This is a genomic window from Brotaphodocola sp., assembly GCF_050873365.1.
Classification (GTDB): domain Bacteria; phylum Bacillota; class Clostridia; order Lachnospirales; family Lachnospiraceae; genus Brotaphodocola.
On the sequence record NZ_JBNMIQ010000014.1, the window covers coordinates 49,322 to 73,638 of the forward strand.

General features: G+C 42.0%; 23 protein-coding genes. 21 read left to right on the top strand and 2 right to left on the bottom strand.

Going from position 1 to position 24,317, the window contains the following annotated elements:
* Window positions 1-109: 109 nt before the first annotated feature.
* The 7 genes from ACR0QT_RS08490 to ACR0QT_RS08520 all read left to right on the top strand — a co-directional run bounded on the left by ACR0QT_RS08490 (window position 110) and on the right by ACR0QT_RS08520 (window position 8,110).
* On the top strand, window positions 110-799 hold the full coding sequence (locus tag ACR0QT_RS08490) for a P-II family nitrogen regulator (RefSeq protein ID WP_432630381.1): 690 nt from the start codon (window positions 110-112) through the stop codon (window positions 797-799).
* Window positions 800-1,066: 267 nt separating this feature from the next.
* Complete coding sequence (locus ACR0QT_RS08495; protein ID WP_432630382.1) at window positions 1,067-1,855, top strand: electron transfer flavoprotein subunit beta/FixA family protein; 789 nt, start codon at window positions 1,067-1,069, stop codon at window positions 1,853-1,855.
* A gap of 93 nt (window positions 1,856-1,948) precedes the next feature.
* Window positions 1,949-3,202 carry an FAD-binding protein gene (locus ACR0QT_RS08500; RefSeq protein WP_432630383.1) on the top strand — a complete coding sequence of 418 codons (1,254 nt, stop codon included), beginning with the start codon at window positions 1,949-1,951 and terminating at the stop codon, window positions 3,200-3,202.
* A 1-nt stretch (window position 3,203) separates the two neighbouring features.
* Entirely contained in the window at window positions 3,204-4,631 is a 1,428-nt protein-coding gene (locus tag ACR0QT_RS08505) for an FAD-binding oxidoreductase (protein ID WP_432630384.1), read from the top strand.
* 352 nt (window positions 4,632-4,983) lie between these two features.
* On the top strand, window positions 4,984-5,811 hold the full coding sequence (locus ACR0QT_RS08510; RefSeq protein ID WP_432630385.1) for a purine-nucleoside phosphorylase: 828 nt from the start codon (window positions 4,984-4,986) through the stop codon (window positions 5,809-5,811).
* Window positions 5,812-5,973: 162 nt separating this feature from the next.
* A complete protein-coding gene (locus ACR0QT_RS08515; RefSeq protein ID WP_432630386.1) occupies window positions 5,974-7,332 on the top strand; it encodes a sodium-dependent transporter in 1,359 nt (452 codons plus the stop codon).
* A 97-nt stretch (window positions 7,333-7,429) separates the two neighbouring features.
* The gene (locus ACR0QT_RS08520; RefSeq protein WP_432630405.1) at window positions 7,430-8,110 is read left to right on the top strand and encodes an HAD family hydrolase; all 681 of its coding nucleotides are present in this window, start codon (window positions 7,430-7,432) and stop codon (window positions 8,108-8,110) included.
* Between the two features lie 76 nt (window positions 8,111-8,186).
* On the opposite strand, the gene ACR0QT_RS08525 is transcribed toward ACR0QT_RS08520, so the two are convergent.
* Both ACR0QT_RS08525 and ACR0QT_RS08530 read right to left on the bottom strand, forming a co-directional pair.
* A complete protein-coding gene (locus ACR0QT_RS08525; RefSeq protein ID WP_432630387.1) occupies window positions 8,187-9,488 on the bottom strand; it encodes a peptidoglycan-binding protein in 1,302 nt (433 codons plus the stop codon).
* Between the two features lie 363 nt (window positions 9,489-9,851).
* Window positions 9,852-10,163 (bottom strand): helix-turn-helix domain-containing protein, encoded by a 312-nt coding sequence (locus tag ACR0QT_RS08530; RefSeq protein ID WP_432630388.1) that lies wholly within the window; start codon window positions 10,161-10,163, stop codon window positions 9,852-9,854.
* Window positions 10,164-10,465: 302 nt separating this feature from the next.
* Here ACR0QT_RS08530 and loaP point away from each other — a divergent pair, with 302 nt between their 5' ends.
* From loaP to ACR0QT_RS08600, 14 genes are all read left to right on the top strand, one after another.
* A complete protein-coding gene (gene loaP, locus ACR0QT_RS08535) occupies window positions 10,466-10,996 on the top strand; it encodes an antiterminator LoaP (protein WP_432630389.1) in 531 nt (176 codons plus the stop codon).
* Window positions 10,997-11,046: 50 nt separating this feature from the next.
* Window positions 11,047-11,487, top strand: a complete 441-nt coding sequence (locus tag ACR0QT_RS08540) for a glycosyltransferase (protein ID WP_432630390.1) — start codon at window positions 11,047-11,049, stop codon at window positions 11,485-11,487.
* Window positions 11,488-11,978: 491 nt separating this feature from the next.
* Window positions 11,979-13,100 carry a UDP-galactopyranose mutase gene (gene glf / locus ACR0QT_RS08545; protein ID WP_432630391.1) on the top strand — a complete coding sequence of 374 codons (1,122 nt, stop codon included), beginning with the start codon at window positions 11,979-11,981 and terminating at the stop codon, window positions 13,098-13,100.
* A gap of 2 nt (window positions 13,101-13,102) precedes the next feature.
* The gene (locus ACR0QT_RS08550; RefSeq protein WP_432630392.1) at window positions 13,103-14,182 is read left to right on the top strand and encodes a glycosyltransferase; all 1,080 of its coding nucleotides are present in this window, start codon (window positions 13,103-13,105) and stop codon (window positions 14,180-14,182) included.
* Between the two features lie 13 nt (window positions 14,183-14,195).
* Entirely contained in the window at window positions 14,196-15,203 is a 1,008-nt protein-coding gene (locus tag ACR0QT_RS08555; protein ID WP_432630393.1) for a glycosyltransferase family 2 protein, read from the top strand.
* Between the two features lie 29 nt (window positions 15,204-15,232).
* Entirely contained in the window at window positions 15,233-16,327 is a 1,095-nt protein-coding gene (locus ACR0QT_RS08560; RefSeq protein ID WP_432630394.1) for a glycosyltransferase, read from the top strand.
* Between the two features lie 24 nt (window positions 16,328-16,351).
* Window positions 16,352-17,533 (top strand): EpsG family protein, encoded by a 1,182-nt coding sequence (locus tag ACR0QT_RS08565; RefSeq protein WP_432630395.1) that lies wholly within the window; start codon window positions 16,352-16,354, stop codon window positions 17,531-17,533.
* A gap of 33 nt (window positions 17,534-17,566) precedes the next feature.
* A complete protein-coding gene (locus ACR0QT_RS08570; RefSeq protein WP_432630396.1) occupies window positions 17,567-18,397 on the top strand; it encodes a LicD family protein in 831 nt (276 codons plus the stop codon).
* Between the two features lie 22 nt (window positions 18,398-18,419).
* Window positions 18,420-19,640, top strand: a complete 1,221-nt coding sequence (locus tag ACR0QT_RS08575; RefSeq protein WP_432630397.1) for a CDP-glycerol glycerophosphotransferase family protein — start codon at window positions 18,420-18,422, stop codon at window positions 19,638-19,640.
* A 95-nt stretch (window positions 19,641-19,735) separates the two neighbouring features.
* Complete coding sequence (locus tag ACR0QT_RS08580; RefSeq protein WP_432630398.1) at window positions 19,736-20,344, top strand: IspD/TarI family cytidylyltransferase; 609 nt, start codon at window positions 19,736-19,738, stop codon at window positions 20,342-20,344.
* Window positions 20,341-20,973, top strand: coding sequence for an SDR family NAD(P)-dependent oxidoreductase (locus ACR0QT_RS08585; RefSeq protein ID WP_432630399.1), 633 nt, complete (start codon window positions 20,341-20,343; stop codon window positions 20,971-20,973). The genes ACR0QT_RS08580 and ACR0QT_RS08585 overlap by 4 nt, the downstream gene beginning before the upstream one ends.
* Window positions 20,960-21,493 (top strand): thiamine pyrophosphate-binding protein, encoded by a 534-nt coding sequence (locus ACR0QT_RS08590; RefSeq protein WP_432630400.1) that lies wholly within the window; start codon window positions 20,960-20,962, stop codon window positions 21,491-21,493. The genes ACR0QT_RS08585 and ACR0QT_RS08590 overlap by 14 nt, the downstream gene beginning before the upstream one ends.
* Window positions 21,447-22,559, top strand: a complete 1,113-nt coding sequence (locus ACR0QT_RS08595; RefSeq protein WP_432630401.1) for a thiamine pyrophosphate-binding protein — start codon at window positions 21,447-21,449, stop codon at window positions 22,557-22,559. The genes ACR0QT_RS08590 and ACR0QT_RS08595 overlap by 47 nt, the downstream gene beginning before the upstream one ends.
* Before the next feature lie 130 nt (window positions 22,560-22,689).
* Window positions 22,690-24,138, top strand: a complete 1,449-nt coding sequence (locus tag ACR0QT_RS08600; RefSeq protein ID WP_432630402.1) for a lipopolysaccharide biosynthesis protein — start codon at window positions 22,690-22,692, stop codon at window positions 24,136-24,138.
* Window positions 24,139-24,317: the final 179 nt, after the last annotated feature.

A 24,317-nucleotide genomic window follows, 5' to 3' on the forward strand; every position in this document is an offset into this window, starting at 1 on the left:
ACGGTGAACGAGAAAAATTTAAGTGAGAAGGAGATTGAAGATTGAAAATCTCCATCAAAAGTAAAATATGAGGGAGAGAACGTGCAGGAAAGTGAGGTGACCCCAGAAGATGAGCGAACTGTGCATGATGGTGACGATCACCAACCGGTCGATGTACCGGAAATTTCAGAATTTTTATCAGGAACAGGGACTTACCGTGTCCTTTGGAACCGTCGGTCGTGGAACCGCCGGCAATGAGACGCTGAATCTGCTTGGACTGGAGAACTCGGAGAAAGCGTTGATCTGGTCGTTTGTGACGGAGAATGTCTGGAAAAAGATCAAGATGGGACTTCAGACGAAAATGAGAATTGACCTTCCGGGAATGGGAGTGGTATTTATGATTCCGCTTTCAAGTATCGGAGGCAAGAGGGCGTTGCAGTTCCTTACGGAAAATCAAAATTTTGAGAAAGAGGAGGAGTCGACCTTGAAGGATACCAAATACGAGCTGTTGATTGCAATCTCCAATCAGGGCTATACGGAGATGGTGATGGATGCGGCGCGCAGTGCGGGAGCGTCCGGTGGTACGGTGATTCACGCAAAGGGAACAGGAATGGAGCGCGCGGAGCATTTCCTCGGGGTTGTGCTCGTCGCAGAAAAAGATGTCGTCCTGATTGTCGTGAAAAAAGAGCAGAAAAATGACATCATGCAGGCAATTATGAGAGATGCAGGTGTGAAGAGCAAGGCGGGAACGATCGTATTTTCTCTCCCGGTGACCTCGACTGCGGGCATGCGCCTGATTGAGGACGCAAAAGAGGAATAAAAGAAGAGCAAGGAAAGAGAATCGCGGGTAGGAGTCTGCGATGGGAATCGAATCAGTTCAGTTCTCATCGCAAATTTCTGCCCGTTTTTTTGTGTATACAAGTCGACTTTATCGCTTTGAAGTGATATACTGTAAAAGATGAGAAAAAATGGCTGTTTAAGTCGGGGTAGTTCACTACAAGAGTTCCGGCAGAAAACAACATTTTGATAACAGATTTGATAAGAGAATAAAAGAAACGAAGAAACAGGAGAAGGGGAAGAGAGCAAAATGAAAATCATTGTGTGTATGAAGCAGGTTCCGGCGACATCAAAGGTGGACATTGATCCGGAGACCGGAAATCTGAAGCGAGGAAGCGCGGGGCAGAGAACGAATCCTTATGATCTCTATGCACTCGAGTGTGCCTTGCAGATTCGGGAAAAGACCGGGGGAAGCGTGACTGTCCTGACGATGGGACCGGCTCAGGCGGAGAGCATGATCCGCGATGCGTACAGCATGGGAGCCGATGAGGGTGTGATCTTGAGTGATCGAAAATTTGCCGGTTCCGATGTGCTTGCGACTTCCTACACGCTCACACAGGGCATTGAACTTTTGGGTGGGGCAGACTTGATCCTCTGCGGTCGCCAGACGACGGACGGAGACACCGCGCAGATTGGACCGGCGATTGCAGAACATCTCCATATTCCGCACTGTGCATGGGTATCCGCGATTGAGAAGGTGGACGAGACACAGATCACGCTTCGCCAGAACTTTGGAAGTGTGACTCAGATTTCCCGGATGCATTACCCGTGTCTGGTGACGGTGGACAAGGATATCTGTGTTCCGCGTCTTCCATCGTGGCGGTTGACGAAGGAGACGAGGGAGCGTCCGGTTCGGATTGTGACATTTGAGGATCTACCAAAGCCGGATCTGACACGTTTCGGTGCCGTCGGCTCTCCGACGAGAGTGGAGCGGATCTTTGCCCCGGAAGCAGGAGCAGAGAGCATGAAAATTCTCGGAAGTGCCGAGAAAAAGGCAAAGAAACTTGCCGAAATCCTTGCCGAGCGAAAGTACATTTAAGTCGAGTTAGTTCACTTTTAGAACGATAAGAGAATAAAAATTGAGAAAATACAGAACTGAAACAGGAAATACGAAAATTCGGGGGAAAGAACGATGAAATTTTTGAGGTTTGATCCGGAACTCTGTACGCTCTGCGGAGTGTGCACGAATCAATGCCCGTTTGGCGCGATCACAATGGAAAAGACGGGAATCACACTCAATGAAAACTGCCGGATGTGCGGAGTCTGTGTGAGAAAATGTAAGAGTCAGGCACTCTATTTTGAACAGAAAGCGGGCGGGGAGGACATCAGCAGTTGGAATGGGATCCTTGTCTATGCCGAACAGGAGCGCGGGGACATTCATCCGGTTGTCTATGAGCTGATCGGTGAGGCGAGAAAACTTGCGAGGAAAGTTGGATTTTCAGTCTATGCGGTGATCGTGGGAGCGGAAGGCACAGCAAAGAATGCCGAAAAACTTCTGCCTTACGGGGTGGATGAGGTCTTTGTCTACGAGCACCCGGGATTTGCGGGATTCAAGGCAGATTGCTATGCAGACGCAGTGGCAGACTGTATTTCCAGACTGCGCCCGTCCGTTGTCTTAGTCGGAGGAACGTCTCTCGGCCGTTCGCTTGCCCCGCGTCTCTCGACGCGTTTCCACACGGGACTCACGGCAGACTGTACGAAACTCGAGATGAAGGCAAATACCGATCTCGTCCAGATTCGCCCGGCATTTGGCGGAAATATCATGGCGCAGATTGTGATCAGCGATGCGCGCCCACAGTTTGCGACGGTTCGCTATAAGGTCATGGATCGCGCGGAGCGCGTGGCAGGATATGGAATCGAAGAAAATGAAAAAGGCAAGATCACGCTCTGCGAGGTCTCGGATGCGATGGTGCGTTCCGGAATCGAGGTACTTTCCGCAAAAGTTCTCGAGCATGAGCGCTCGATCGAAGAGGAAGAGGTTCTTGTCGTCGCAGGAAGAGGAGCGGTCAAAGTTCTTGGAGAGCTTGAAGAACTTGCCAATCTTTTCGGCGGTCAGCTCTGCTACACACGCCCGATGATTGAGATGGGATATGGCGATACGGCTCACCAGATCGGTCTTTCCGGACGAACCGTGAAGCCAAAACTGATTTTGACATTTGGAGTCTCCGGTGCTGTGCAGTTTACTGCCGGAATGAACGGTGCTGAGTGTATTGTGGCGGTCAACAAAGATCCGCAGGCTCCGATTTTTGCTCTTGCCGATCTCGCAGTCGAAGATGAGGCGGAGGCAGTTTTGCCGACTCTGATTGCAGAGATCAAAGAGAGGAAAACGAAAACCGAAGATGTTATAGAGAAGATGAGAGTCGCAGACAGAAAGGATGGGGAGTGAGATGCCGTTTCCATATAAAAAGATGACAGAGGAAGATTTTGCTTATATTCGGAAGGTGACGGGTGCAGATCGCGTCTGGGTCGGCGACGAGATCGCGAGTGAGTACTATCACGATGAGATGCCGGAGTACGGCATTTTCCCACCGGAACTCTATGTGGAGGTTCTCGACAAGTATGAAGTCAGCGCAATCATGAAATATGCGTGGGAACAGAATATTCCGGTTGTTGTGCGCGGTGCCGGAACCGGACTTGCGGGCGGTGCAAACTGCAAATTCGGTGGAATCCTGCTCTCCGTCATGAAAATGAATAAGATGATCTGTCTCGACAAGGCAAATATGACAATGACGGTTCAGCCGGGTATGCTTTTGACGGATGTCGCGGCGACGGCGATGGCAGAGGGACTTTTCTATCCGCCTGATCCCGGTGAGAAGACCGCGTCGATCGGTGGAAACGTGATTACAAATGCGGGCGGAATGCGCGCAGTTCGCTATGGACTGACGAGAGATTTTGTGCGCTGTATCGAGGCCGTGCTCCCGGACGGTGAGATTGTCCAGTTCTCGTCCAATGTCGTGAAGAACACGACCGGATATGACATCAAGGATCTCGTGATCGGATCGGAGGGAACGCTTTGTATTCTGACGGAGGTCACGCTCAAACTTCTTCCGGCTCCGAAGTACACGAGAACGCTTGTGATGCCGTTTGAAAATCTTGAAGCCTGCATCGATATGGTGCCTCGTCTCCTTCAGATGACTGCTGTGCCGACTGCAATTGAGTTTCTCGAGCGGGAACTGATCGATATTGTGGAGCGCAATCTTCACAAACTGCTTCCGGTCAAGGAGGGAGATGCCGTTCTGATCGTGATGTACGATGCCGGAAGTGAGCAGGAACTTTTGTCCGCGTGCACCGAGGCTTCCGATATGGCACTGGAATCCGGCGCGATTGATGTCTATCTTGCGGACACGCCGGAGCGGATTGCATCGGTGTGGTCGGTGCGTGGTGCGATTCTTGAGGGAATGAAAGCAGAGAGCATTGCGCAGGAGGAGTGCGATGTCGTTGTCCCACGCTCGAAGATTGCCGAGTATGTGCGCCTTGCAAAGGCGATCGGTGAAAAATACGGAATCCGTGTGGAGCCGTGCGGTCATGCCGGAGACGGAAATATTCACACAGAGATGCTTCGCGACGAGAAGATGAGCGATGAGGACTGGCAGAGCGGAACGAAGGCCTGCTTAAGAGAACTCTATGCGGTCGCAAAGGAGTTTGGCGGTCAGCTCTCCGGCGAGCATGGAATCGGAAATGGTCGTCTCGAGTACTTAAAGCCGTTTGTCGGAGATCGGATGTATCGCCTCTATCAGTCGATCAAGCTCGCCTTTGACGAAAAGCTGATCCTCAATCCGGGAAAGATCATCACGTTTGAGCAGAATGAAGCGTAAAGAGTAAAACGTAAAGATTAAACTGTAAAAAGTGAACTGTAACGAGTAAACCGTTTCACTGGGATTTAAGGGAATTTGAGAGAATTTGTAAGAATTCGAGAGTGTTGAGAAAATTGAGGAATTTGTGGGAGACCTTGTGTGCGTGTATGACAAGGTCTTCTTTTTGTGTCAGAATCTGTGGCGGAATCAGCCTGCTTCTTGACGAATGTCGATCAGAACGGTATACTTAATAGGCAATCTGTACAGAAATAAAGGGGGCGCCTGAGAAATGTCTGTGGCACGGATCAGGAAAGGTAAGAGTCAAAAAAACAAAACAAAAACAGGCAATTGATAAGAAAAGGAGGAGATATTTATGACAAAGGCTTATGAGCGTCTTTTAAACTGCTACGAGTGCTTTAAGAAGAAAGTGAATTTCACCCCGAAGGTGGCACTGATTCTTGGATCGGGTCTTGGCGACTATGCGGATGGAATCAAGATTGAGACAACGCTTGATTACCATGAGATCGATGGATTTCCAGTCTCGACGGTGAGTGGACATAAGGGACGCTTTGTGTTCGGTTACGTCAATGAGGTTCCGGTTGTGATCATGCAGGGTCGTGTGCATTACTACGAGGGATACTCGATGGAAGATGTAGTGCTTCCGACTCGTCTGATGAAGATGATGGGCGCAGAGATCCTGTTCCTGACGAATGCAGCGGGTGGAGTCAACTTTGACTATAAGGCTGGCGATTTCATGATGATCACCGACCAGATTGCAAACTTTGTGCCGTCTCCGCTCATCGGACCGAATATTGAGGAGCTTGGCCTGCGCTTCCCGGATATGAGTGAGATTTACAACAAGAACCTGTGTGAGATCATTCGCCAGACTGCAAAAGATCTGAATATTGACCTCAAAGAGGGAACGTATATTCAGCTGACCGGACCGAACTTTGAGAGCCCGCATGAGGTAAAGATGTGTCGAATTCTCGGCGGTGATGCGGTTGGAATGAGCACGGCGTGCGAGGCGATTGCGGCAAACCATATGGGAATGAAGGTCTGCGGAATTTCCTGTATCTCTAATATGGGAGCCGGAATGAGTGATCAGCCACTCACACACGAGGAGGTCAAGGAGACTGCTGACCGCGTGGCTCCGCTGTTTAAACAGCTGATCACAGAGTCTGTTACCCGCATGGGAAAGTAAGAATGAATGTAAGATGATAAGAATTTGAGTCGGGGCAGTTTACTTGCGCGATACGAATTGAGTGAATTGAGTGATTGAGTGGCAGGGAAGGATGACTTTATTTTATTCTGGCATTCATTCAATAAAAAAGAAAATGGATATGGAAGAGGAAAACGAAAAGAAATGGAACAGAGAGAAACTTTTGGATCAAGACTTGGCTTCCTGTTGCTTTCAGCAGGATGTGCCATCGGAATCGGAAATGTGTGGAGATTTCCGTATGTGACCGGACAGAACGGAGGCGGTGTATTTGTACTGTTCTACCTGATCTTTCTGGCACTGATGGGAGTTCCGGTGCTTTCGATGGAGTTCTCGGTGGGACGTGCAAGTCACAAGAGTCCGGTAAAGGCATATCAGGCGCTGGAGCGTCCGGGACAGAAATGGCATCTGCACGGTTATATTGCACTTTTCGGCAACTATATGCTGATGATGTATTACACGACCGTAGCCGGATGGATGTTTAACTACTTTTATAAGTTCCTGATCGGCGCATTTTCTGGTCAGGATGCAGAGGGTGTTCAGGGCGTTTTTGGTGGAATGCTTGCAAGTCCGGGTCAGAATGTGCTCTGGATGGGAATCGTCATTGTGCTCGGAATTCTTGTCTGCGCACAGGGACTTCAGAACGGTGTAGAGCGAATCACCAAATGCATGATGATGGGACTTCTCTGCCTGATCATTGTGCTTGCAGTTCATGGAATGATGCTTCCGGGTGGTTCTGAGGGACTGAAATTCTACCTTCTGCCGGATTTCAAGCGCGCAAGCGAGGTTGGAATCGGAAATGTAATCGTTGCAGCGATGAACCAGTCCTTCTTTACATTGAGCCTTGGTATCGGCGCAATGGCAATCTTTGGAAGTTATCTTGACAAGAAGAATACCTTGCTCGGTGAGGCAGTCAATGTCGGAATTCTTGACACCTTCGTTGCAATCATGGCAGGTCTGATTATTTTCCCGGCTTGCTTCGCATTTGGAGTAAATCCGGACAGCGGTCCGAGCCTGATTTTCATCACTCTGCCGAACGTTTTTGCATCAATGGCAGGTGGTCGAATCTGGGGAAGCCTGTTCTTCCTGTTCATGGCGTTTGCAGCCTTTTCCACAGTTATCGCAGTGTTTGAGAACATCATTGCCTGCGATATGGAGCTGTTCCATATGGACAGAAAGAAATCTTCCCTGATGAATCTGGTACTGTTGTTTGTTCTCTCTCTGCCGTGTGCACTGGGATACAACCTGCTGTCCGGTATTGAGCCGATGGGAACCGGTACTGCGATTCTCGATCTTGAGGATTTCATTGTCAGCAACCTTCTGCTTCCGCTTGGATCACTGGTTTATCTGCTGTTCTGTACCTGGAAACTTGGCTGGGGATATGAGAATTACCAGAAAGAGGCGAACCAGGGCGCAGGCATAAAGACACCGAAGTGGATGCGCGCCTATGCAAAATATGTGCTTCCGCTGTTGATTGTTCTGCTGTTCTTGCAGGGAGTGCTGTAACTTAGTTAGAAATGTAGCAACTTAAAATACATGCCCCCGCTTGTATCGATTATAAGTGGGGGTAAACTTTTTTACTTTCGTCTGGGAGGAATGGATGATGATTCGGTACTGTATTTTTGATCTGGATGGAACGCTTTTAAATACGCTCAAGGCTTTGAATTACACGACAAATCTGGTGCTCAAGCATTTTGGCTATCCGCCGGTCGGTGAGGAGCAGATTCGTCAGTTTGTCGGAGATGGATACAAGTGCCAGATGGAGCGGGCTTTGCGTTACAGCGGAGATGAAAAACTTGAGCACTATGAGGAGAGTCTTACTCTGTACACAGAGCTTTTTGCGAAGCATTGTCTGTATGAAGTCAAGCCGTATGCGGGAATCCCGGAACTTCTTGAGGAACTGAAAAAGAGGAACATTCGGATTGCGGTTCTCTCCAACAAGCCTCATGCTCGCACCGTTGAAAATATTGAGCATGTGTTCGGAAAAGGCTATTTTGACTATATTGCCGGAGAACAGCCCGGAGTTCCGAAAAAGCCGGACCCGGCAGGTGTTCTGCGGATTCTCGATGCATGGGGTGAGACACCGGAGCATGGACTCTATTTTGGTGATACAAACACCGATATGAAGACAGGGCTTGGGGCAGGACTCACAACCGTCGGTGTGAGCTGGGGCTTCCGTCCGCGCACAGAACTTGAATCATTCCATCCACAGTATGTGATCGATCATCCGAGTGAGGTGATTGAGAAGATTCTTCCGGAGATTTCTCCGGAGAATGCGAAGTAAAAAAGAAGACGCTGAATGTCGCAAAAAACGGCAGTCAGCGTCTTTTTGTGTGAAAAAAATTTCGGTTTTTTGGTCTCTAACCGTACAGTTCCCCGATTCCGGACACTCCGACATAGATGTGGGAAATCTTATACCAGGTTGCAAAATCGACGACACCGGTCTGTGGGAGACCGAAGATTGACTGGAAGCGGGAGACAGATTCTGCTGTTCCCGGACCATAGATGCCGTCCGTGCTCACGCGCGGAATTGCGGAGTATACGGTTGCGATCGCGTCGAGCTGTTCCTGAAGCTGTTGAACTTTCTGACCGGAGGATCCGATCGTCAGATCATATCCGGGCCACGAAGCGGGGATACCCGAGATCTCCTCTGCGGTATTGATATAGATGCTGTCTCCGTAGAAACGGCGCAAAATCTGGATCGGGTTGTAACCGCGCTCTCCGAGATCACATGATCCCCACTGCGTCATCCAACCGCGCTGGAGACACTGAACCTGTCGCCCGTCGCAGTACTGTGTCAGGATCGGCTGTTTGACGCCGGGGCGGGAAAGGTAATTGTCGAAGATCTCGTCGACGATGACGGAGATGCTCTCGTAAATATTTCTGCCATAGATCCATTTGTGATCAAACGCGGTGGAGGAAGTGATCGTGAAATCGTACCCGCGATTCCGGTAATGCTCGGTGTAGACGCGGTTCAGCGTAAAGCTCATGATCGCAAGGACATTGGCGGTGATCGATGCCTGTGGCCAGGTCGCATAGATCTCACTTGAAGCCACATTTTTGATATAATCGCGGTAGGGAACATAGTAGTCGCGTGCGGAGGCATCGGTCGGTGCGCCGTCATGGACAACGATCGTCTGCGGAACGACAACGCGACTCAAGACAATCTCGCCACTCTCATTGACCGGTTGGATTTCTGTCTCCGCAATTTTGGGAGGATAGGTGCCGTAGAGTGTGTGGTCTGGAATGACGACAGGATTTTCCTGAGGTGCAGGATCGCCCTCCGGCTCCATCTGCACCGGCTGGATCGCAAAGGCATCCGGGAGAACCTCACATCCACGGATCGTCACACTCTTAAAACCGGCAGCGGTGATGCGGATGTTGTAGTTGGCGTAAGGCTGTGGACTTTCCGGCGTCAGACTGTATTCAAGCGGAGGAGCCGAGAGGCGAAGCGCATCCGTCTGACCAGAAGCGTCGGTCGTCGTCTGTTCCACAATCTGATCCGGTGCATCCGGCATGGATAGCGAAACCGTTGCATCCGGAATCGGAAAACGATTGTCCGAGCGAACCGCCTGAATCTGAAGCGATCCAAAAGCACTCAAGTTTACCTGTGCAGGCGCCGGTGTTTCCTGTATCGTCAGGGTCTTCCTGTTAAGTTTCATTTTCTTTCTTCTATTATTTAAGTTCCATGAGTTATTTAAGCTCCATGAGTTCATGAAAAATCTCCGTAATCTCGATTTTCCTTATCCCTTTAAAATATGAAGAAACATAACTGAAAATTCCGCAATTTTGTGATCTTTTGAAAAAACTTTGTTGTATTTTTTGTCAGGTAATTGTCAGATAATTGTCGGGTGATAGTCTAGCAATTCTTTCATTATTATGGTGATTCCGTAACAATTCTAGTGATTCTGTTATAGCTATTTCATACTCATTGTTTATTTATGGATTTGTATACAGCCATGCATTATATAGCCGTGCATGAATTTATACGGTTCTCGTTTTAAATGCCTTTGAATGGATTGGTTTTATAATCCACCAAGCTGGTCAAGCATCAGAAAGGCAAACTGTCTCTTGTCGGGATCAAGTTTCTCCCAGCGGTCAAGAATTTGCTTCTGTTCGCCGGTGAGATCCGGGTAATTTCCGCTTTCTGAGAAAAACTGTGCGACAGAGATTCCGAGTGCCTCACAGATTCGATTGATTGTTTCGACAGACAAAGTGTTTTGTTCTCGTTTCATTTTGGAGAATGCAGACTGAGAAATTCCTGTCATCTGAGAAAGGCGATACTTCGTAATTCCACGCTGACTGCACAATTCATCAATGCGTCCGATAATATCCATAAATCCCCCTCCGTTTCATCATTTTGTAGAAAAATAAGATTCTTTAGATGTTTATATTGTAAATGGAAGTTGCGGAAAGTTTTAGTAGTCAGATAAGCAACTAAATACTTGTCGAAAATTGCCTTATAGATGTACTTATTGTCTAATCTTAATAGAAATGGGTTGGTGATATTGAATAAGAAGTGGAAGAGATTAGAAATAAAGAAAATGCTTGGATAAAAGAAAATACTTTACTTTCCAAAAAGAAAGTAGTAGAATGTCGACAGGAAAGTGTGTACAGGTTATAGAGAGTGCGATGGAGGATGATGATGCAGGAAAACACCGCGAACTGGTATGCGATTCATATGGACAGGCAGGATCAGGAAGGCAGAATACTGGATTATTGTCAGGCACTCGGGAAAGATCTTCTGAAAGATGCATTTTTTCCCAAAATTCGATATTACAAAAGATATCAGGGGGCCTGGCATGAAGAAGAAAAACTTCTTTTTCCAAAATACTTCTTTGTAGTGACTAATCAGATAGACCAATTATATAGACTTTTCCAGAAAGCCCCAAAGCCAGTTGAGATTCTTGGCACAGGGGACACGCCAGTAGAACTCTCCAATGATGAAATCCATCTCTTAAATAAATTAATGAACCATAGACATGAAATTGAAATGTCGACGGGGCGTATTTGTGATGGGCGTTTGGAAGTTTCTTCCGGACCACTCAGGGGAATGGAGGACATGGTTCGGAAGATTGACCGTCATAAACGCATGGCAATCATAAGAACGCAGATGCTCCAGAGGGAGATGGAGATGCAGGTGGGACTGGAAGTGACGGAGAAGAGCTAAAAATTGTAAAAACTCAAGTTGATGCGAAGAGGCAAAAAGTGGAGAAAATTATGAAAAAAAGATTTGCAATTGCTATGTTTGGACATAAGAGGCTGACCCGAGAAGGTGGCATTGAGATTGTCGTTAAAGAGTTGTGCACAAGAATGGCACAGAAGGGATGTCTGGTGACCTGTTACAACCGGTCAGGACATCATGTGAGTGGTGCAGAATATGATGGCAACACAAAAATAGAATATGAGGGAATTTGTCAAAAGTCTGTTCCGACAATTGAAATGAAGGGTTTGGCAGCAGTTACTTCTTCATTTTTTGCAGCTCTTTGTAGTGCTTTTGGAAAATACGATGTGGTACATATCCATGCAGAAGGACCGGCTTTTTTTTCATGGCTTCCTAAGCTGTTTGGAAAAAGAGTGATTGTCACGATTCATGGGGAGTGTGAAATAATATGGGCAACCAGAAAAAATCCTGATTTCATGAGGGTTTACGCGGCTTGACCTTTTCACCTCAACCTGTTTCTGCCTGTCATGGTGCGTTGCGGCCAGCGTGATTTTAGGTGCTAATGGCTTCTGGTTGCGCTCTATACTTAACCCACCACAGCGAAAGCTGATAGAGCAGAAAACAGAATAAGGAGGTACGAAGGCAAGCCTGCGTGTATAGATTGCTGCGGCAATCTGTATACAGGCTTATTGTCATGCAATGAAATGAACAGAGGGTTAAAAAGATATGATGGCAAGAAACATCACTTGCCCGGCTGTGTGATAGGTATAGAGATTTGAAAATGACATTGGTGAGTGTGCCCAATGGGAAAACGAGGAATATGATTACTTCGTCAATGCGTTATGGTAGCAAAGTACAACATGTAGCCGATTACGCTGTAGAGATGCAGGGACTATAAATGAGTATTACTATCCGTGGATATCGGATGTGTAGATAGATATTTATTAAAGATGAGGTATGAACCTGATAAGGGATGGAGGAGTAAACTATGAAAAAAATTGATTATTTAGTGGTAGGTTCTGGACTTTACGGGACGATTTTTGCACATGAAGCCAAAGCACACGGTAAGTCTGTTTTGGTAGTAGACAAGCGACCGAACATCGCAGGTAACATTTATACCGAAAATATAGAGGGCATCAATGTCCATGAGTATGGTGCGCATATTTTTCACACCAATAATAAAAAAGTCTGGAACTACATTACACAGTTTGCTGAGTTCAACCGCTTTACCAACAGTCCTGTGGCTAACTACAAGGGCGAATTGTATTCGTTGCCGTTCAATATGTATACCTTTAACAAAATGTGGGGTGTTGTAACGCCAGAGGAAGCAGCCGCAAAGATTGAAGAACAGCGCAAAGAGATTACAGGTGAGCCGCAGAATCTCGAAGAGCAGGCCATCTCTCTTGTCGGTCGTGATATCTATGAGAAACTTATCAAGGGTTACACTGAGAAGCAGTGGGGACGTGATTGCAAGGAGTTGCCGTCCTTTATTATCAAGCGTCTTCCGGTTCGGCTGACTTTTGATAACAACTACTTCAACGCACTTTATCAGGGTATTCCTGTTGGCGGCTATACCAAGATGATTGCCAATCTGCTGGATGGCATTGAAGTTCGTCTGAACACAGATTATCTGGAGAATAAAGTCGAGTTGGATGCATTGGCTGATAAGGTTGTATACACCGGACCGATTGATGCCTACTTTGATTATAAGCTGGGTACGCTGGAATACCGGTCTGTTCGCTTTGAAACGGAAACGTTGGACAAGCCAAATTTCCAGGGTAACGCTGCAGTGAACTATACCGACCGCGAAACTCCGTGGACACGTATCATTGAGCACAAATGGTTCGAGTTTGGCAAGGATGAGAATGGAAATGATTTGCCAAAGACAATCATCAGCCGTGAATATAGTAGCGAGTGGAAACCGGGCGACGAGCCGTATTATCCGGTTAATGATGCTAAGAATGGCTTGCTTTATTCTGAGTACAAGAAGTTGGCAGATGCAGAAAACAAGGTGATTTTTGGTGGCCGCCTTGGCGAGTATAAGTACTACGACATGGATCAGGTAATTGCAGCTGTATTGGATAAATGTGAGAAGGAACTGGGAGAGTAAGAATGACAAAGAAAAAGATTTTAATGATCTGTGAGGCTTTTGGAGGCGGTGTATTTACTTACGTGTCTCAGCTCTGCAACGATATGGTGGATGATTTTGATGTCTATCTTGCATATTCCCTCAGACCGCAGACCCCTAAGAATTATAAAGATTTTCTGGATCAGAGAGTGCATTTGATTGAAATGAAAAATGTTGGGGTTAAGGGATTAACCAACTTAAAGAGTGACATTGCGGCAATTAAGGAACTGCGTCAGATTGAAAAAGATGTACAACCAGATGTAATCCATCTGCATTCTTCTGTTGCAGGAGGCTTGGGCAGGCTTGCATATAAGGGAAAGAACAATATAGTCGTATATACACCCCACGGTTATGCACATATTCTCATGGGGCCGGGGAAGAAGAGCAAAATCTATAAGTTTGCTGAAAAAGTTCTCGGAAATCGTGCACTTACACTTACTTGCTGTGAAAGTGAAGACGAAGAGGCAAAGAAATTTTCCAAGAGAACAGCTTATGTTGAGACAGGTGTGAATCTTGCTGATCTCTCAGCTTCTCTTGATGGTATTAAGCCTGTAAAAAATGATAAGTTCACAGTCTTTACACTTGGTCGTGCCTGCGTTCAGAAACAGCCACAGCTTTTTAATAGAATTGCTGAACTTGTACCAGATGCAAGATTTATTTGGATTGGTAACGGTGAACTTGAAAACGAATTGACTGCTCCAAATATTGAAGTGACGGGATGGAAACCTCGTAAGGAAGCCTTGGCAATGGCTAAAGGTGCAGATGCTTTTATTTTGTGCAGTCTTGGTGAGGCCATTGCGATGAGTCTTATCGAAAATATGTACATTAAGAAACTGATTCTTGTTAGCAATACAATGGGGAATAAGAGTGTTATCAATGATGGTGTTAATGGCTATGTGTGTGATAAAGCAGAGGAGTATGCAGAACGTATAAAGGCGGCCATGAAGGAATTTCCTAAAGAACTTCCTGAAAGAGCCTATCAGGACGTCCTTGAAATTTATAACACTGAGGCTATGAAGAAAAAATATGTGGAATTCTATAATAGAATAACAACAAATGCTTAACGGGAGAGTAAGAATGAGCCAGTCCGAAACAAGTCCACTAATAAGTATAGTGTTACCTATATATAATGTTGGAAAATATTTGCCGAGATGTTTAGATAGTATTGCTATTCAGACATATCCGAATTTGGAAATTTTATTAATTGATGATGGCAGTACTGATGAAAGCCCTAAAATATGTGATAGTTATGTAGCAAAGGATAGTCGTTTTAAAGTTATTCACAAGGTTAATGGAGGAGTATCTTCAGCACGAAACTGTGGAATCAGAAGGATGACTGGAAAATACATGACTTTTATTGACCCAGATGATATGGTAGCTGATGACTATGTAGAGGTGCTTTATGATTCCATAAAAAACAGTAACTCTCAAATATCGATTTGTGGTGTAAAGACAGTATTTTCAGAAAAATTCTGTACAGTTGATGCAAGTGAACGGAGAAATGAAATATTTACAGCAGAACAAGCGATTGAAAAAATGCTGTATCAAGATGAAGTAGATGTTAATGCTTGGGGGAAAATGTATCTTTCATCACTGTTTGAAGGAATTGAATATCCAGAAGGAAAAATAAATGAAGATACAGCGGTTACCTATAAAATTTTTGCAAAAGCCAATGTTATTTCATTTGATACATATAAATGCTACTTCTACATGCAACATTCAGAAAGCATTATGCATCAAAGATTTGCAGAAAGAAAAATGAGTCTAATAGATTTTTCAGATGAATGCTTACAATATGTAGAAAAAAATTTCCCTCAGATAGTAAATGCAGCAGTATGTAAACACGTGACAGATAGTTTTGTCCTGTTATGCAAAATATATGAATGTTCTCCGTTAAATAAAGAATGTCTTGATAAATGTTGGAAAATTATAAAGAAATACCGATGGTCCGTTATTAAGAATCCTAAAGCTAGGAATAAAACAAAAATTGCGTGTTTGACAAGTTATTTTGGCCCCAGGGTTGTAGCCTGTGTAAAAAATATAAATGCACACAGAGACGAAAAAAAGGGCGTGCGCAAAATTTAATCTGAAGATAGTAAAGGAGGCGGTCTTTAATGAAAAAAGTCATAATATCTTCCGCCAATTTAAGAAGTGGAAATGGAATCGCCAGCTGTATTATGAGTTACTATGACGGACTCCTAAATCATGGATATCAAGTTGATTTTGCATTATTAAGCAATGTACCCTCTCCACATATGGAACATGTCGAAAAACATGGAGGAAAAATTTTTATATATCCACATAACACAGGAAAGCCCAATAAGGAGAATGCACAGTTCATTCGAAATATTTTCACAAAAGGAAATTATGACATAGTGCACAATAATTTAACGGGATTAAATGGGGTTACTTTTCTAAGAACTGCGCAAAAATGTGGAGTGAGAAATAGAATACATCATAGCCATAATCCACGAGAGACTTCTTCTATGAAAGCAAGAATTCGTAGTTCTCTGTATGATCCTATATGTGCAATGCTATCAACAAAAGGACTGGCTTGTTCTTCACTAGCAGGCGATGATGTGTTCGGGAAAAATAAGTATACTGTTTTACCGAATGCGATTAATCCTGAGCTATATAAATTTGATCACGAATATCGTCAAGCATTTAGAACAGAATACGGATTGAAAGACAAGTTTGTTATAGGAACAGTTTGCAGACACGCAGAACAAAAAAATCCGTTTTTTATAGTTGACGTTTTTAAAGAAGTCTTGAAAAAAAATAAAGATGCAAGATTGCTTTGGGTTGGTTCAGGCCCATTGTCGGAAAATGTACAAAAATATGTTGACAACAATAATCTTCACGATTATGTTGTAATGCTTGGAGCGCGAAAAGATGTCAATAAAATATATTCAGCAATGGATATATTCTTTTTGCCATCGTTATTTGAAGGACTAGGAATGGTCTATATTGAGGCACAAGCATCTGGATTATATTGTATTGCATCAAATGTTATTCCAAAAGATACTGCTGTTACAAATAACATAGAGTATATTTCATTAAAAAAGAAAGCCGAATTTTGGGCTGACAGAATTCTTGCGCACCAAAATTATAAAGACTTGAGAAGTAATAATTTGAATTGTCTAAAAGAACAAGGCTATGATATTCGGTATTGTGGAGATCAACTAGCGAAGATTTATGATTCTCTATAAATTAGAATGCTTGAGGAAAATTAAATGATTATATATATTATATTACTTTTGCTCATTCTATTTGCAAGCGTAATATTTAAACCTAATGGAAGTAGGAAGGGAAAAAAGTATTTTATTGTATTTGTTTTTGGCGCAATTTACCTTTTGAACGCATTGAGAAGTCCGTTGGTTGGAATAGATTTGAATAAGTACTATGCACCACATTTTGCTCAATTTGCGCAAATTCCTTGGAATAACTTGCAATCAGTTACGATATCAGGAGACTGGGAGTTGGGATTTTGTGCATTTTGTAAATTGCTAACATATATTTCGACAGATACTCAGTTCTTCATAGCTGTGTCAAGTGCGATAATTGTTTTGCCATATGGATATTTTATTTATAAAAATTGTGACGATGCAGTCTTTGGCACATTTTTCTATGTTGCGTATAATTTGATGTTTTCAAACATGAATACAATACGTCAGGCAATGGCAGTTAGTATTGTAATCATGGGGTTGGGAGCTTTAAGGGACAAAAAATATTTAAAATATACTATATTTGTTTTAGTAGCGGTTTTGTTTCATAAAAGTGCATTAATTGCACTGGTTTTAGTTTTGGTTGATAAAATACGCCTTACTCCAAATAGACTTATATTTTTGTTGGTACTATTAGCAGCAATTCCAGTGACATATTCTGTCTTGTTTAACTACCTACTTCAAATACCTTTTTTGTCGGATTCATATGATATATATAAATCTGGAATGCATGCGGTTGGATATTTTAACTGGAATTCTTTAATACAGTTTGTAGTTCCTTTTGCGGTGTTAATACTTGTTTGTATTTACATAAAGCCCTGGAAAATGGATGAGGATACTTTGCAGAGGCCAAGAAAATTCACTATAAGTGGAGGCAAAATTTTTATATCCAAAGTTCCAAATGAAGAATATCCGTGGTCTGATTCAATAGTAGGATTTGCAGTCTATATAGCAGCGATGTGTCGGTTCTTTGTCTTTTTTATTTTTGTTGTCGGAAGATTAAGTCAGTTCTTTGTTCCATTTATAATGATTGCATTTCCGAGGGCTTTGATTATGATGAATAATACGAAAGCGAGAATACTGACTAAATATGGGATGTATTGTATTCTTTTAGTTTATTTCTTGTATATTGGATTTACTTCAGGTGGAGCATCCTATGGAACCGTACCATATGTGTTTTTTAATAATTAATGCTTGAAAGCAGAATTAAGAAGAGGAAAAAATATGAATGAGAAAGATCTAAAAAAGCTTCACGAACTGCTTGTAATGCTGTCGGAAGAAGTAAAAAGAATATGTAATGATAATGGGATAAAGTATTCATTAACGGGCGGAAGCATGATAGGTGCTGTTCGTCATAAAGGTTTTATTCCGTGGGACGACGATATGGATATTGCGATGCTGAGAGAGGATTACGATAAGTTTTTGAAAGCCTGCGAAACACAGCTTGGAGCAGCATTTGAGATTCAGACAATGGATAATGACCCTAATTATTTCTTTGGATTCGCAAAGATAATGCTTAAAGATACGTATCTGGTTCAGTATTGTCACGAAAAAACAAAGCAAAAAAAAGGAATCTATGTTGATATTTTTCCACTTGATAATGTTCCAGCTGATGTTAAGGAAAGAAAAAAACAAAAGCAGAAAACTTATCTTCTGATAAAAATGCTGGCGCGAAAAGGTAAAGCTGGGATTGAAGATAAAAGTAGCTTGTTGAAATTTGTCCTTTTCCATCTGATTGATTTTGTGAATGTATTTTTTTCAATGAAATATTTAAAATCAAAGTTGTATGAGAACATGACAAAATTTAATTGCCAAAAGACAGAGTTGGTTTGTAATATGAGCGGATATTACGGCTACGATAAGGAAACAACTTATAGAAAATATTTTGAGGATACTATAGTTGTCCCGTTTGAAAACACAGAGTTCTCTATCATTAAAGAATATGATACGTTTTTGAGAACTGTTTATGGGGATTACATGAAATTGCCTCCGAAGGAAAAAAGACACACACATGGTTTTCAAAGTCTTGATTTTGGACCATATAAAAATGCATAAATATTGATGTTCGGAGGATGAGATGCTACGAAAATTGAAGTTAATGCTAAAATCTTATGGCCGAATAAAGGGAACAGCACTTTTCATGAAATACTGTTTTACTACTATGGTAAATGTAGGTGGTGCAAAGATTTTACGCTCTATACTTGGAATTAAAAATGTAATCGTTCTAAAGGGTCAAACTGATTTTTCAGGAAACTGTAAGGCGTTATATGATGAACTGATTAAAAATAAATTTTATGAAAAGTATAAGATAGTATGGCATATAAATAATAATTCGAATCTTCATAAATTAGATGACGGATACTGCGAAGCGATTTCTGACAGAAATTGGCTAAAGAAAATTTACTATAACGCTACAGCAACCATTGTTTTTTATGAAGTCAGCTGTTGCTTTCAAAGACGTGTCAAAGGGCAAAGAGTTGTGTACTTAGGACATGGCTGTCCTTCACTCAAGAATTGTAAAGGTTTTATTACGTTAAATCCAAAGCTTGATACGAATGCTATGATAACATCTGATAATGTGCGTGATGTTATGGCAGATATGCTTTGTTTTCAGAAAGAAAAATTTATTGTAAACGGTATGGCGAGAAATGATGTGATTCCAAAATCGCAAATGCAATTTCAAGAGTTTGGATTTGATAAAACGATGAAAGTCGTTGTATGGATGCCGACATTTCGTAATTCCAATATAGTAGAGAATAATATTAGAAGAAATGATTCTTCAGTGCAATACTTGTATGGGCTTCCATTAATACATAGTGAAGTGGATTTAAAAACTATCAACAATATGCTTCAGAAGAGAAACATAATCTTGTTGATAAAACCACATCCTCGCGCTGCACAAAGCGGAATAGACGAACTGAAATTTAGCAATATTATTGTGTGGACAAATGAGTATTTAGAGAAAAATAATATTGACATATACAGTCTTTTTAAGTCCAGCAGTGGATTAATTACAGATTATTCGTCCGTAGCTTTTGATTATATGCTCGCTGATCGTCCACTGGCCTATATCATAGATGATATGAAATCGTACAAGCTTGGCTTTGCATATGAAAACATTATAGACTATATGCCTGGTAATCAAATTAAAGATATAGAGGGATTGCTCTCTTTCTTTTATGAGATTTCGGAAGGGAAAGATCTTTATCTCGAAAAAAGACATCAAGTCTGTGCATGGGCAAATCAGTATAATGATGGAAATAATGCGAAACGTCTCATTGATATTTTTAGTTTATGAGATATTGATTTTACGATATATGTTTTTACTGCTATAGCAACTGTGGAAGTTAAAATTTGTGCGAATGTATGAGTTATAGGAAAGGAGAACATTAGATGAAATATTCTGCAATTTTATTGGCGGCGGGTAAGGGAACAAGATATAAAGGAACAAAACAAGATGTCCTGTTTCATAATAAGCCATTATGGCGCTACGCCTACGAAACAGGACTGAAAGTCGTTGGAGAAAATAACATTGTAGCTGTAGGAAAAGACATACCAGGAGGTTTGACTAGAACAGGGTCTGTTCTAAAAGGATTGGAGGCGATTCCTTCGGATACTGATAGAGTTATTATTTTGGAAGCTGCTCGTCCAATGGTGACAGAAAAACAAATTCGGCAACTGTTGGATGATTCACATCCGTCAGTTTCATTTGTTCGGCCTTTGGTTAATACTGTTATATTTAGAGATGGAACCTATATTAATCGAGAAGAATTGTATGATCTTCTAACTCCGCAGGCATTTGATTTTAAGTTGCTGTTAGAAGCATATCGAAGTGGCAAATTTAACGACATGACAGACGAAACTAGAGCAATGTATGAATATCACGGAATAAAACCGTATTTTATTGAGACAGAGTCAAATCTTTTCAAGGTGACATATCCGGGCGATCTGGATATTATTGAATCAATATATCAGAGAATAAATAAGGAGATGGGCAAATGAAAAAAGTACTCATTACTGGTGGAAGTGGCGACATAGCACAGGCGATAAAGAGACAGCTGGAAGCCGAGGGCTATGAAGTATACGCCCCTACAAAAGTAGAGCTTGATGTAACAGATTGGGATAGCATAGAAAAAGCAATTTCCGGATTTATACCAGATGTATTAATCAATAATGCGGGTTATGTTGTTCCTAAATCTGTAAAAAAAGCTGATCTGTTTAACACAAAGAAACATATAGACATAAACTTATCAGGTACATTTTACTGTACAGAGATTGCATTGAAGTACAATCCTAATGTTGATATTGTGAATGTTACATCGGCTGCAGCGGTAGAAAAACATGCAACATGGAGTGAATATTGCGCAACTAAAGCAGCAGTGGTTATGGCAACAAAGTGCTGGGCAGATGATGGTTTGTATGCGGTAGCTGTTTCTCCGGCACGTACGAAAACAAAAATGAGAAAGAGTTTGTACCCAGAAGAAGACCAAACAACGTTATTGGAACCTGCTGATTTTGCTAAAGTTATTTCTAAAGCAGTAAATAAAGAATACAATGCTGGAGATCATATTTTAGTAAGAAAGCAGACTGTGGAAGATATTTTAAGGGGGAAAATAGATGAATTGTTCTGAATATTTGGTTGATTTTCTCATAGAACGTGGCGTAACAGATATATTTGGTTATGCAGGTGGCTATATAGTACCATTTATGGATGCTTTATATAAGAGAAAAGATGAGATTAAAATGCATGTGTGTTATAACGAGCAAGGCTGCGCTTTTGCAGCAGTGGGATTTGCCCGTACAACAGGAAAACTAGGGGTTTACTTTACAACATCTGGACCTGGTGCAGTAAATGGTCTTAGTGGGTTAGCTGATGCTTGGTTTGATAGTTTCCCGGTTATGGGAATTTGCGGAAATGTACCTACAAAAGAAATGAAAGGATTTTCAGGAATTCGACAGAATGGTTTTCAAGAAATGGATCTTGTCTCTATGACGAGAAATATTTCAAAATATTCAGTTACGGCAAATACAAGCGAAGGTTTTGCAGATATTGTAGGACGGGCATATAATATGGCAACATTGGGAAGAAAGGGAGGCGTTATCATTGATTTTCCACTCGACATACAGCAAGCCGGTATTGCTGATCGGTAATGGCGTAAGATCCGCTAATGCGGTAAACATGGTTTATGAATTCGCAGAAAAGAGCAATATTCCAATCTTAACCACTTTAAATGGTGTGGACTTGGCGCAGGATGAGTTCCATATTGGTTTTATTGGAACGCATGGAAATAGAGTTGCCAATATGATATTAAATGAATGTGATTTAGTAATATCTGTTGGAGCTCGGCTTGGTATCAGGCAGGTTGGTAGAGATCCAAAAGGATTTGCACCAAAGGCTGATTTAGTAAGAGCAGATATTGATGAATATGAATTAAGCCGTGATATCAAGAAAGGAGAAAGAAAATATCATGCTGATGCTAGAGATTTCATGAGAATGTTACTCAGCGAAGAAGTTGGTGATTATTCTATTTGGAAGAATCAGTGTCTCGCGGCAAAAGAGTATTTGAGAAAATATGATGTTCAGCCCGGAAATTTAGCAATATCAAAAATATCATCTCTCTTGCCGGTAAATCCCATTGTAGCTGTAGATGTCGGCATGAATCAGTGTTGGGCGGCACAGTCTTTGCAGCTTAAAGGTAGAGAAGGTAGAATACATATTGGCGGTGGTTTTGGGGCAATGGGTTGCGGACTTCCGTATGCTATAGGCTCTTCTATTGCAACAAACAACGGGAAAGTTTTTTGTATTTGTGGTGATGGCGGATTTCAGATGAATATTCAAGAGCTGGAAACTGTAAAGCGGGAGAATCTGCCTATTAAAATTTTCGTTATGAATAACCGTGTATTAGGAAAAATTAGCGAAACGCAGCATTTTAGTCATGGAGATCGGTTCGCAGCTACTGCAGCAAGTGGCGGATATACAGTTCCAGATTTCTGCAAGATTTCAGAAGCATACGGAATCAAGGCGGCTTCACTTTCAACGTATGAAGAACTAGATGAGTATGTTAATTGGATTGAGGATTTGGAACCATGTCTTTTTGATATTTCATTACCTGAAGCTAGTTTTTTGACACCCAAAATTAAGTTTGAAACGGGATTGATTTCTCCAAGACTTGAAGATTCTGTTTTTAATGAAGCTAAAGCTATATTAGCTAAATAATTCAAAAGTGTAAGAAAAACATAGAGGAGTCTGTGGTGATACGATGCGGATAGAACTTGAGTACAGTTTTCTATTTTTCTGAAAATCATCACAGATTCCTTTTTAATTGAAGGAGGCTCTGGAGAACACAGTGGAAAAAAAAGCAAAAATTTTCGATAAATACACACAAATGAGTGTCCAAGCAAAATCTGCAATTTGGTTTACAATGTGTAGTATTTTGCAAAAGGGTATCGCTTTTATTACAGTACCGATTTTTACACGACTGATGACAGATGAGCAATATGGCACTTATAGTCTCTACTTGTCTTGGCTGCAAATTTTAACAATTATTACATCGCTATACCTTTATTATGGGGTATTTAACAACGCAATGGTAAAATTTGAAGATGATCGGAATAGATATATATCTTCTATGCAGGGATTGACAATGACAATCACAGCTACTGTGTTTGGAATATACCTTGTATTTCAGAAAATGTGGGTTCAGTTACTTGGATTGACACCAACACTAATTATATTAATGTTCATCGAAATGTTAGTAACGCCATCAATTAGCTTTTGGGCAGGTCGGCAAAGATTTGAATATAAATATCAACGGTTGGTTGCGGTCACTCTTGGAAAATCTATTGCAAATCCTCTTCTTGGTTTGATTGCGGTTTATTTTGCAAATGATAAGGTTACAGCTCGTATTGCTTCCATTGTTATTGTGGAAGTTGCTTTCTGTAGTATTATTATTGTGAAGCAGTTTGCAGATGGTCGGTGTTTTTTTGTAAAGAAATATTGGAAATATGCACTTGGTTTGGCAATTCCTCTTCTGCCGCACTATTTATCGAGCATGATACTGAACCAAGGTGATAGAATAATGATTGATAAACTGGCGGGAAGATCAGAAGTTGCTTTTTATAGTGTTGCCTATAGTATAGGAATGCTTGTTCAAATCTTTACAAATGCAATTAGTAATTCTTTTACACCATGGGTGTATCAGAAAATCAAGAAGAATGATTACGCGGAAATTGCAAAAATTATAAATGCACTATTAATGCTGGTCGGTGTTATTGTATTTTCTTTAATGTTATGTGGCCCGGAACTTGTATGGCTTTTTGGCTCAGAAGAATATGCTAGTGCTACATTTGTAATTCCGCCGGTTGCAGCAAGTGTGTTTTTCATCTTTCTTTATAACATTCTTGCACTTCCTCAGTTTTATTTTGAAAAAACTCAATTTTTGCTTTTTTCTTCTATAACAGCGGCATTAGTTAATGTGGGATTGAACTATATTTTTATTCGGATATTTGGATATGTTGCAGCAGGGTATACAACGCTAGTCTGCTATGTTCTGTACAGTATAGGGCATTGGATTGTGAGCAAACGTGTCATGAGTACATTCATTCCGGGGAAAATTTTATTTAATTCTAGGATGATTTTGGCAATCTCAGTTCTTGTAATTACAGCAGGTATTTTGTGTAATTTCTTGTTTGATTACTGGTATATTCGATATGGAATTCTTTTTGGAGGAGCGGTTTTAGCAATCATTAAGAAAGATGATGTGATAAAACTATTGCGGAGCGTAAAGGAAAAGTAACGGAAAATGACTTGACAACAAAAATAGGGGGAAGATAATTTTGAGAGCAGAGCAGAGCAGAGCAGAGCAGAGCAGAGCAGAGCAGAGCAGAGCAGAGCAGAGCAGAGCAGAGCAGAGCAGAGCAGAGCAGAGCAGAGCAGAGCAGAGCAGAGCAGAGCAGAGCAGAGCAGAGCAGAGCA

Excerpts from the sequence above, each read along its gene's own strand:
- ACR0QT_RS08500 (WP_432630383.1), top strand. The coding sequence starts at position 1,949 with ATGAAATTTTTGAGGTTTGATCCGGAACTCTGTACGCTCTGCGGAGTG.
- ACR0QT_RS08585 (WP_432630399.1), top strand. The coding sequence starts at position 20,341 with ATGAAAAAAGTACTCATTACTGGTGGAAGTGGCGACATAGCACAGGCG.
- ACR0QT_RS08590 (WP_432630400.1), top strand. The coding sequence starts at position 20,960 with ATGAATTGTTCTGAATATTTGGTTGATTTTCTCATAGAACGTGGCGTA.
- ACR0QT_RS08520 (WP_432630405.1), top strand. The coding sequence starts at position 7,430 with ATGATTCGGTACTGTATTTTTGATCTGGATGGAACGCTTTTAAATACG.
- ACR0QT_RS08530 (WP_432630388.1), bottom strand. The coding sequence starts at position 10,163 with ATGGATATTATCGGACGCATTGATGAATTGTGCAGTCAGCGTGGAATT.
- ACR0QT_RS08495 (WP_432630382.1), top strand. The coding sequence starts at position 1,067 with ATGAAAATCATTGTGTGTATGAAGCAGGTTCCGGCGACATCAAAGGTG.
- ACR0QT_RS08565 (WP_432630395.1), top strand. The coding sequence starts at position 16,352 with ATGATTATATATATTATATTACTTTTGCTCATTCTATTTGCAAGCGTA.
- ACR0QT_RS08540 (WP_432630390.1), top strand. The coding sequence starts at position 11,047 with ATGAAAAAAAGATTTGCAATTGCTATGTTTGGACATAAGAGGCTGACC.
- loaP (WP_432630389.1), top strand. The coding sequence starts at position 10,466 with ATGATGATGCAGGAAAACACCGCGAACTGGTATGCGATTCATATGGAC.
- ACR0QT_RS08525 (WP_432630387.1), bottom strand. The coding sequence starts at position 9,488 with ATGAAACTTAACAGGAAGACCCTGACGATACAGGAAACACCGGCGCCT.
- glf (WP_432630391.1), top strand. The coding sequence starts at position 11,979 with ATGAAAAAAATTGATTATTTAGTGGTAGGTTCTGGACTTTACGGGACG.
- ACR0QT_RS08555 (WP_432630393.1), top strand. The coding sequence starts at position 14,196 with ATGAGCCAGTCCGAAACAAGTCCACTAATAAGTATAGTGTTACCTATA.
- ACR0QT_RS08505 (WP_432630384.1), top strand. The coding sequence starts at position 3,204 with ATGCCGTTTCCATATAAAAAGATGACAGAGGAAGATTTTGCTTATATT.
- ACR0QT_RS08580 (WP_432630398.1), top strand. The coding sequence starts at position 19,736 with ATGAAATATTCTGCAATTTTATTGGCGGCGGGTAAGGGAACAAGATAT.
- ACR0QT_RS08490 (WP_432630381.1), top strand. The coding sequence starts at position 110 with ATGAGCGAACTGTGCATGATGGTGACGATCACCAACCGGTCGATGTAC.
- ACR0QT_RS08560 (WP_432630394.1), top strand. The coding sequence starts at position 15,233 with ATGAAAAAAGTCATAATATCTTCCGCCAATTTAAGAAGTGGAAATGGA.
- ACR0QT_RS08510 (WP_432630385.1), top strand. The coding sequence starts at position 4,984 with ATGACAAAGGCTTATGAGCGTCTTTTAAACTGCTACGAGTGCTTTAAG.
- ACR0QT_RS08570 (WP_432630396.1), top strand. The coding sequence starts at position 17,567 with ATGAATGAGAAAGATCTAAAAAAGCTTCACGAACTGCTTGTAATGCTG.
- ACR0QT_RS08550 (WP_432630392.1), top strand. The coding sequence starts at position 13,103 with ATGACAAAGAAAAAGATTTTAATGATCTGTGAGGCTTTTGGAGGCGGT.
- ACR0QT_RS08575 (WP_432630397.1), top strand. The coding sequence starts at position 18,420 with ATGCTACGAAAATTGAAGTTAATGCTAAAATCTTATGGCCGAATAAAG.
- ACR0QT_RS08515 (WP_432630386.1), top strand. The coding sequence starts at position 5,974 with ATGGAACAGAGAGAAACTTTTGGATCAAGACTTGGCTTCCTGTTGCTT.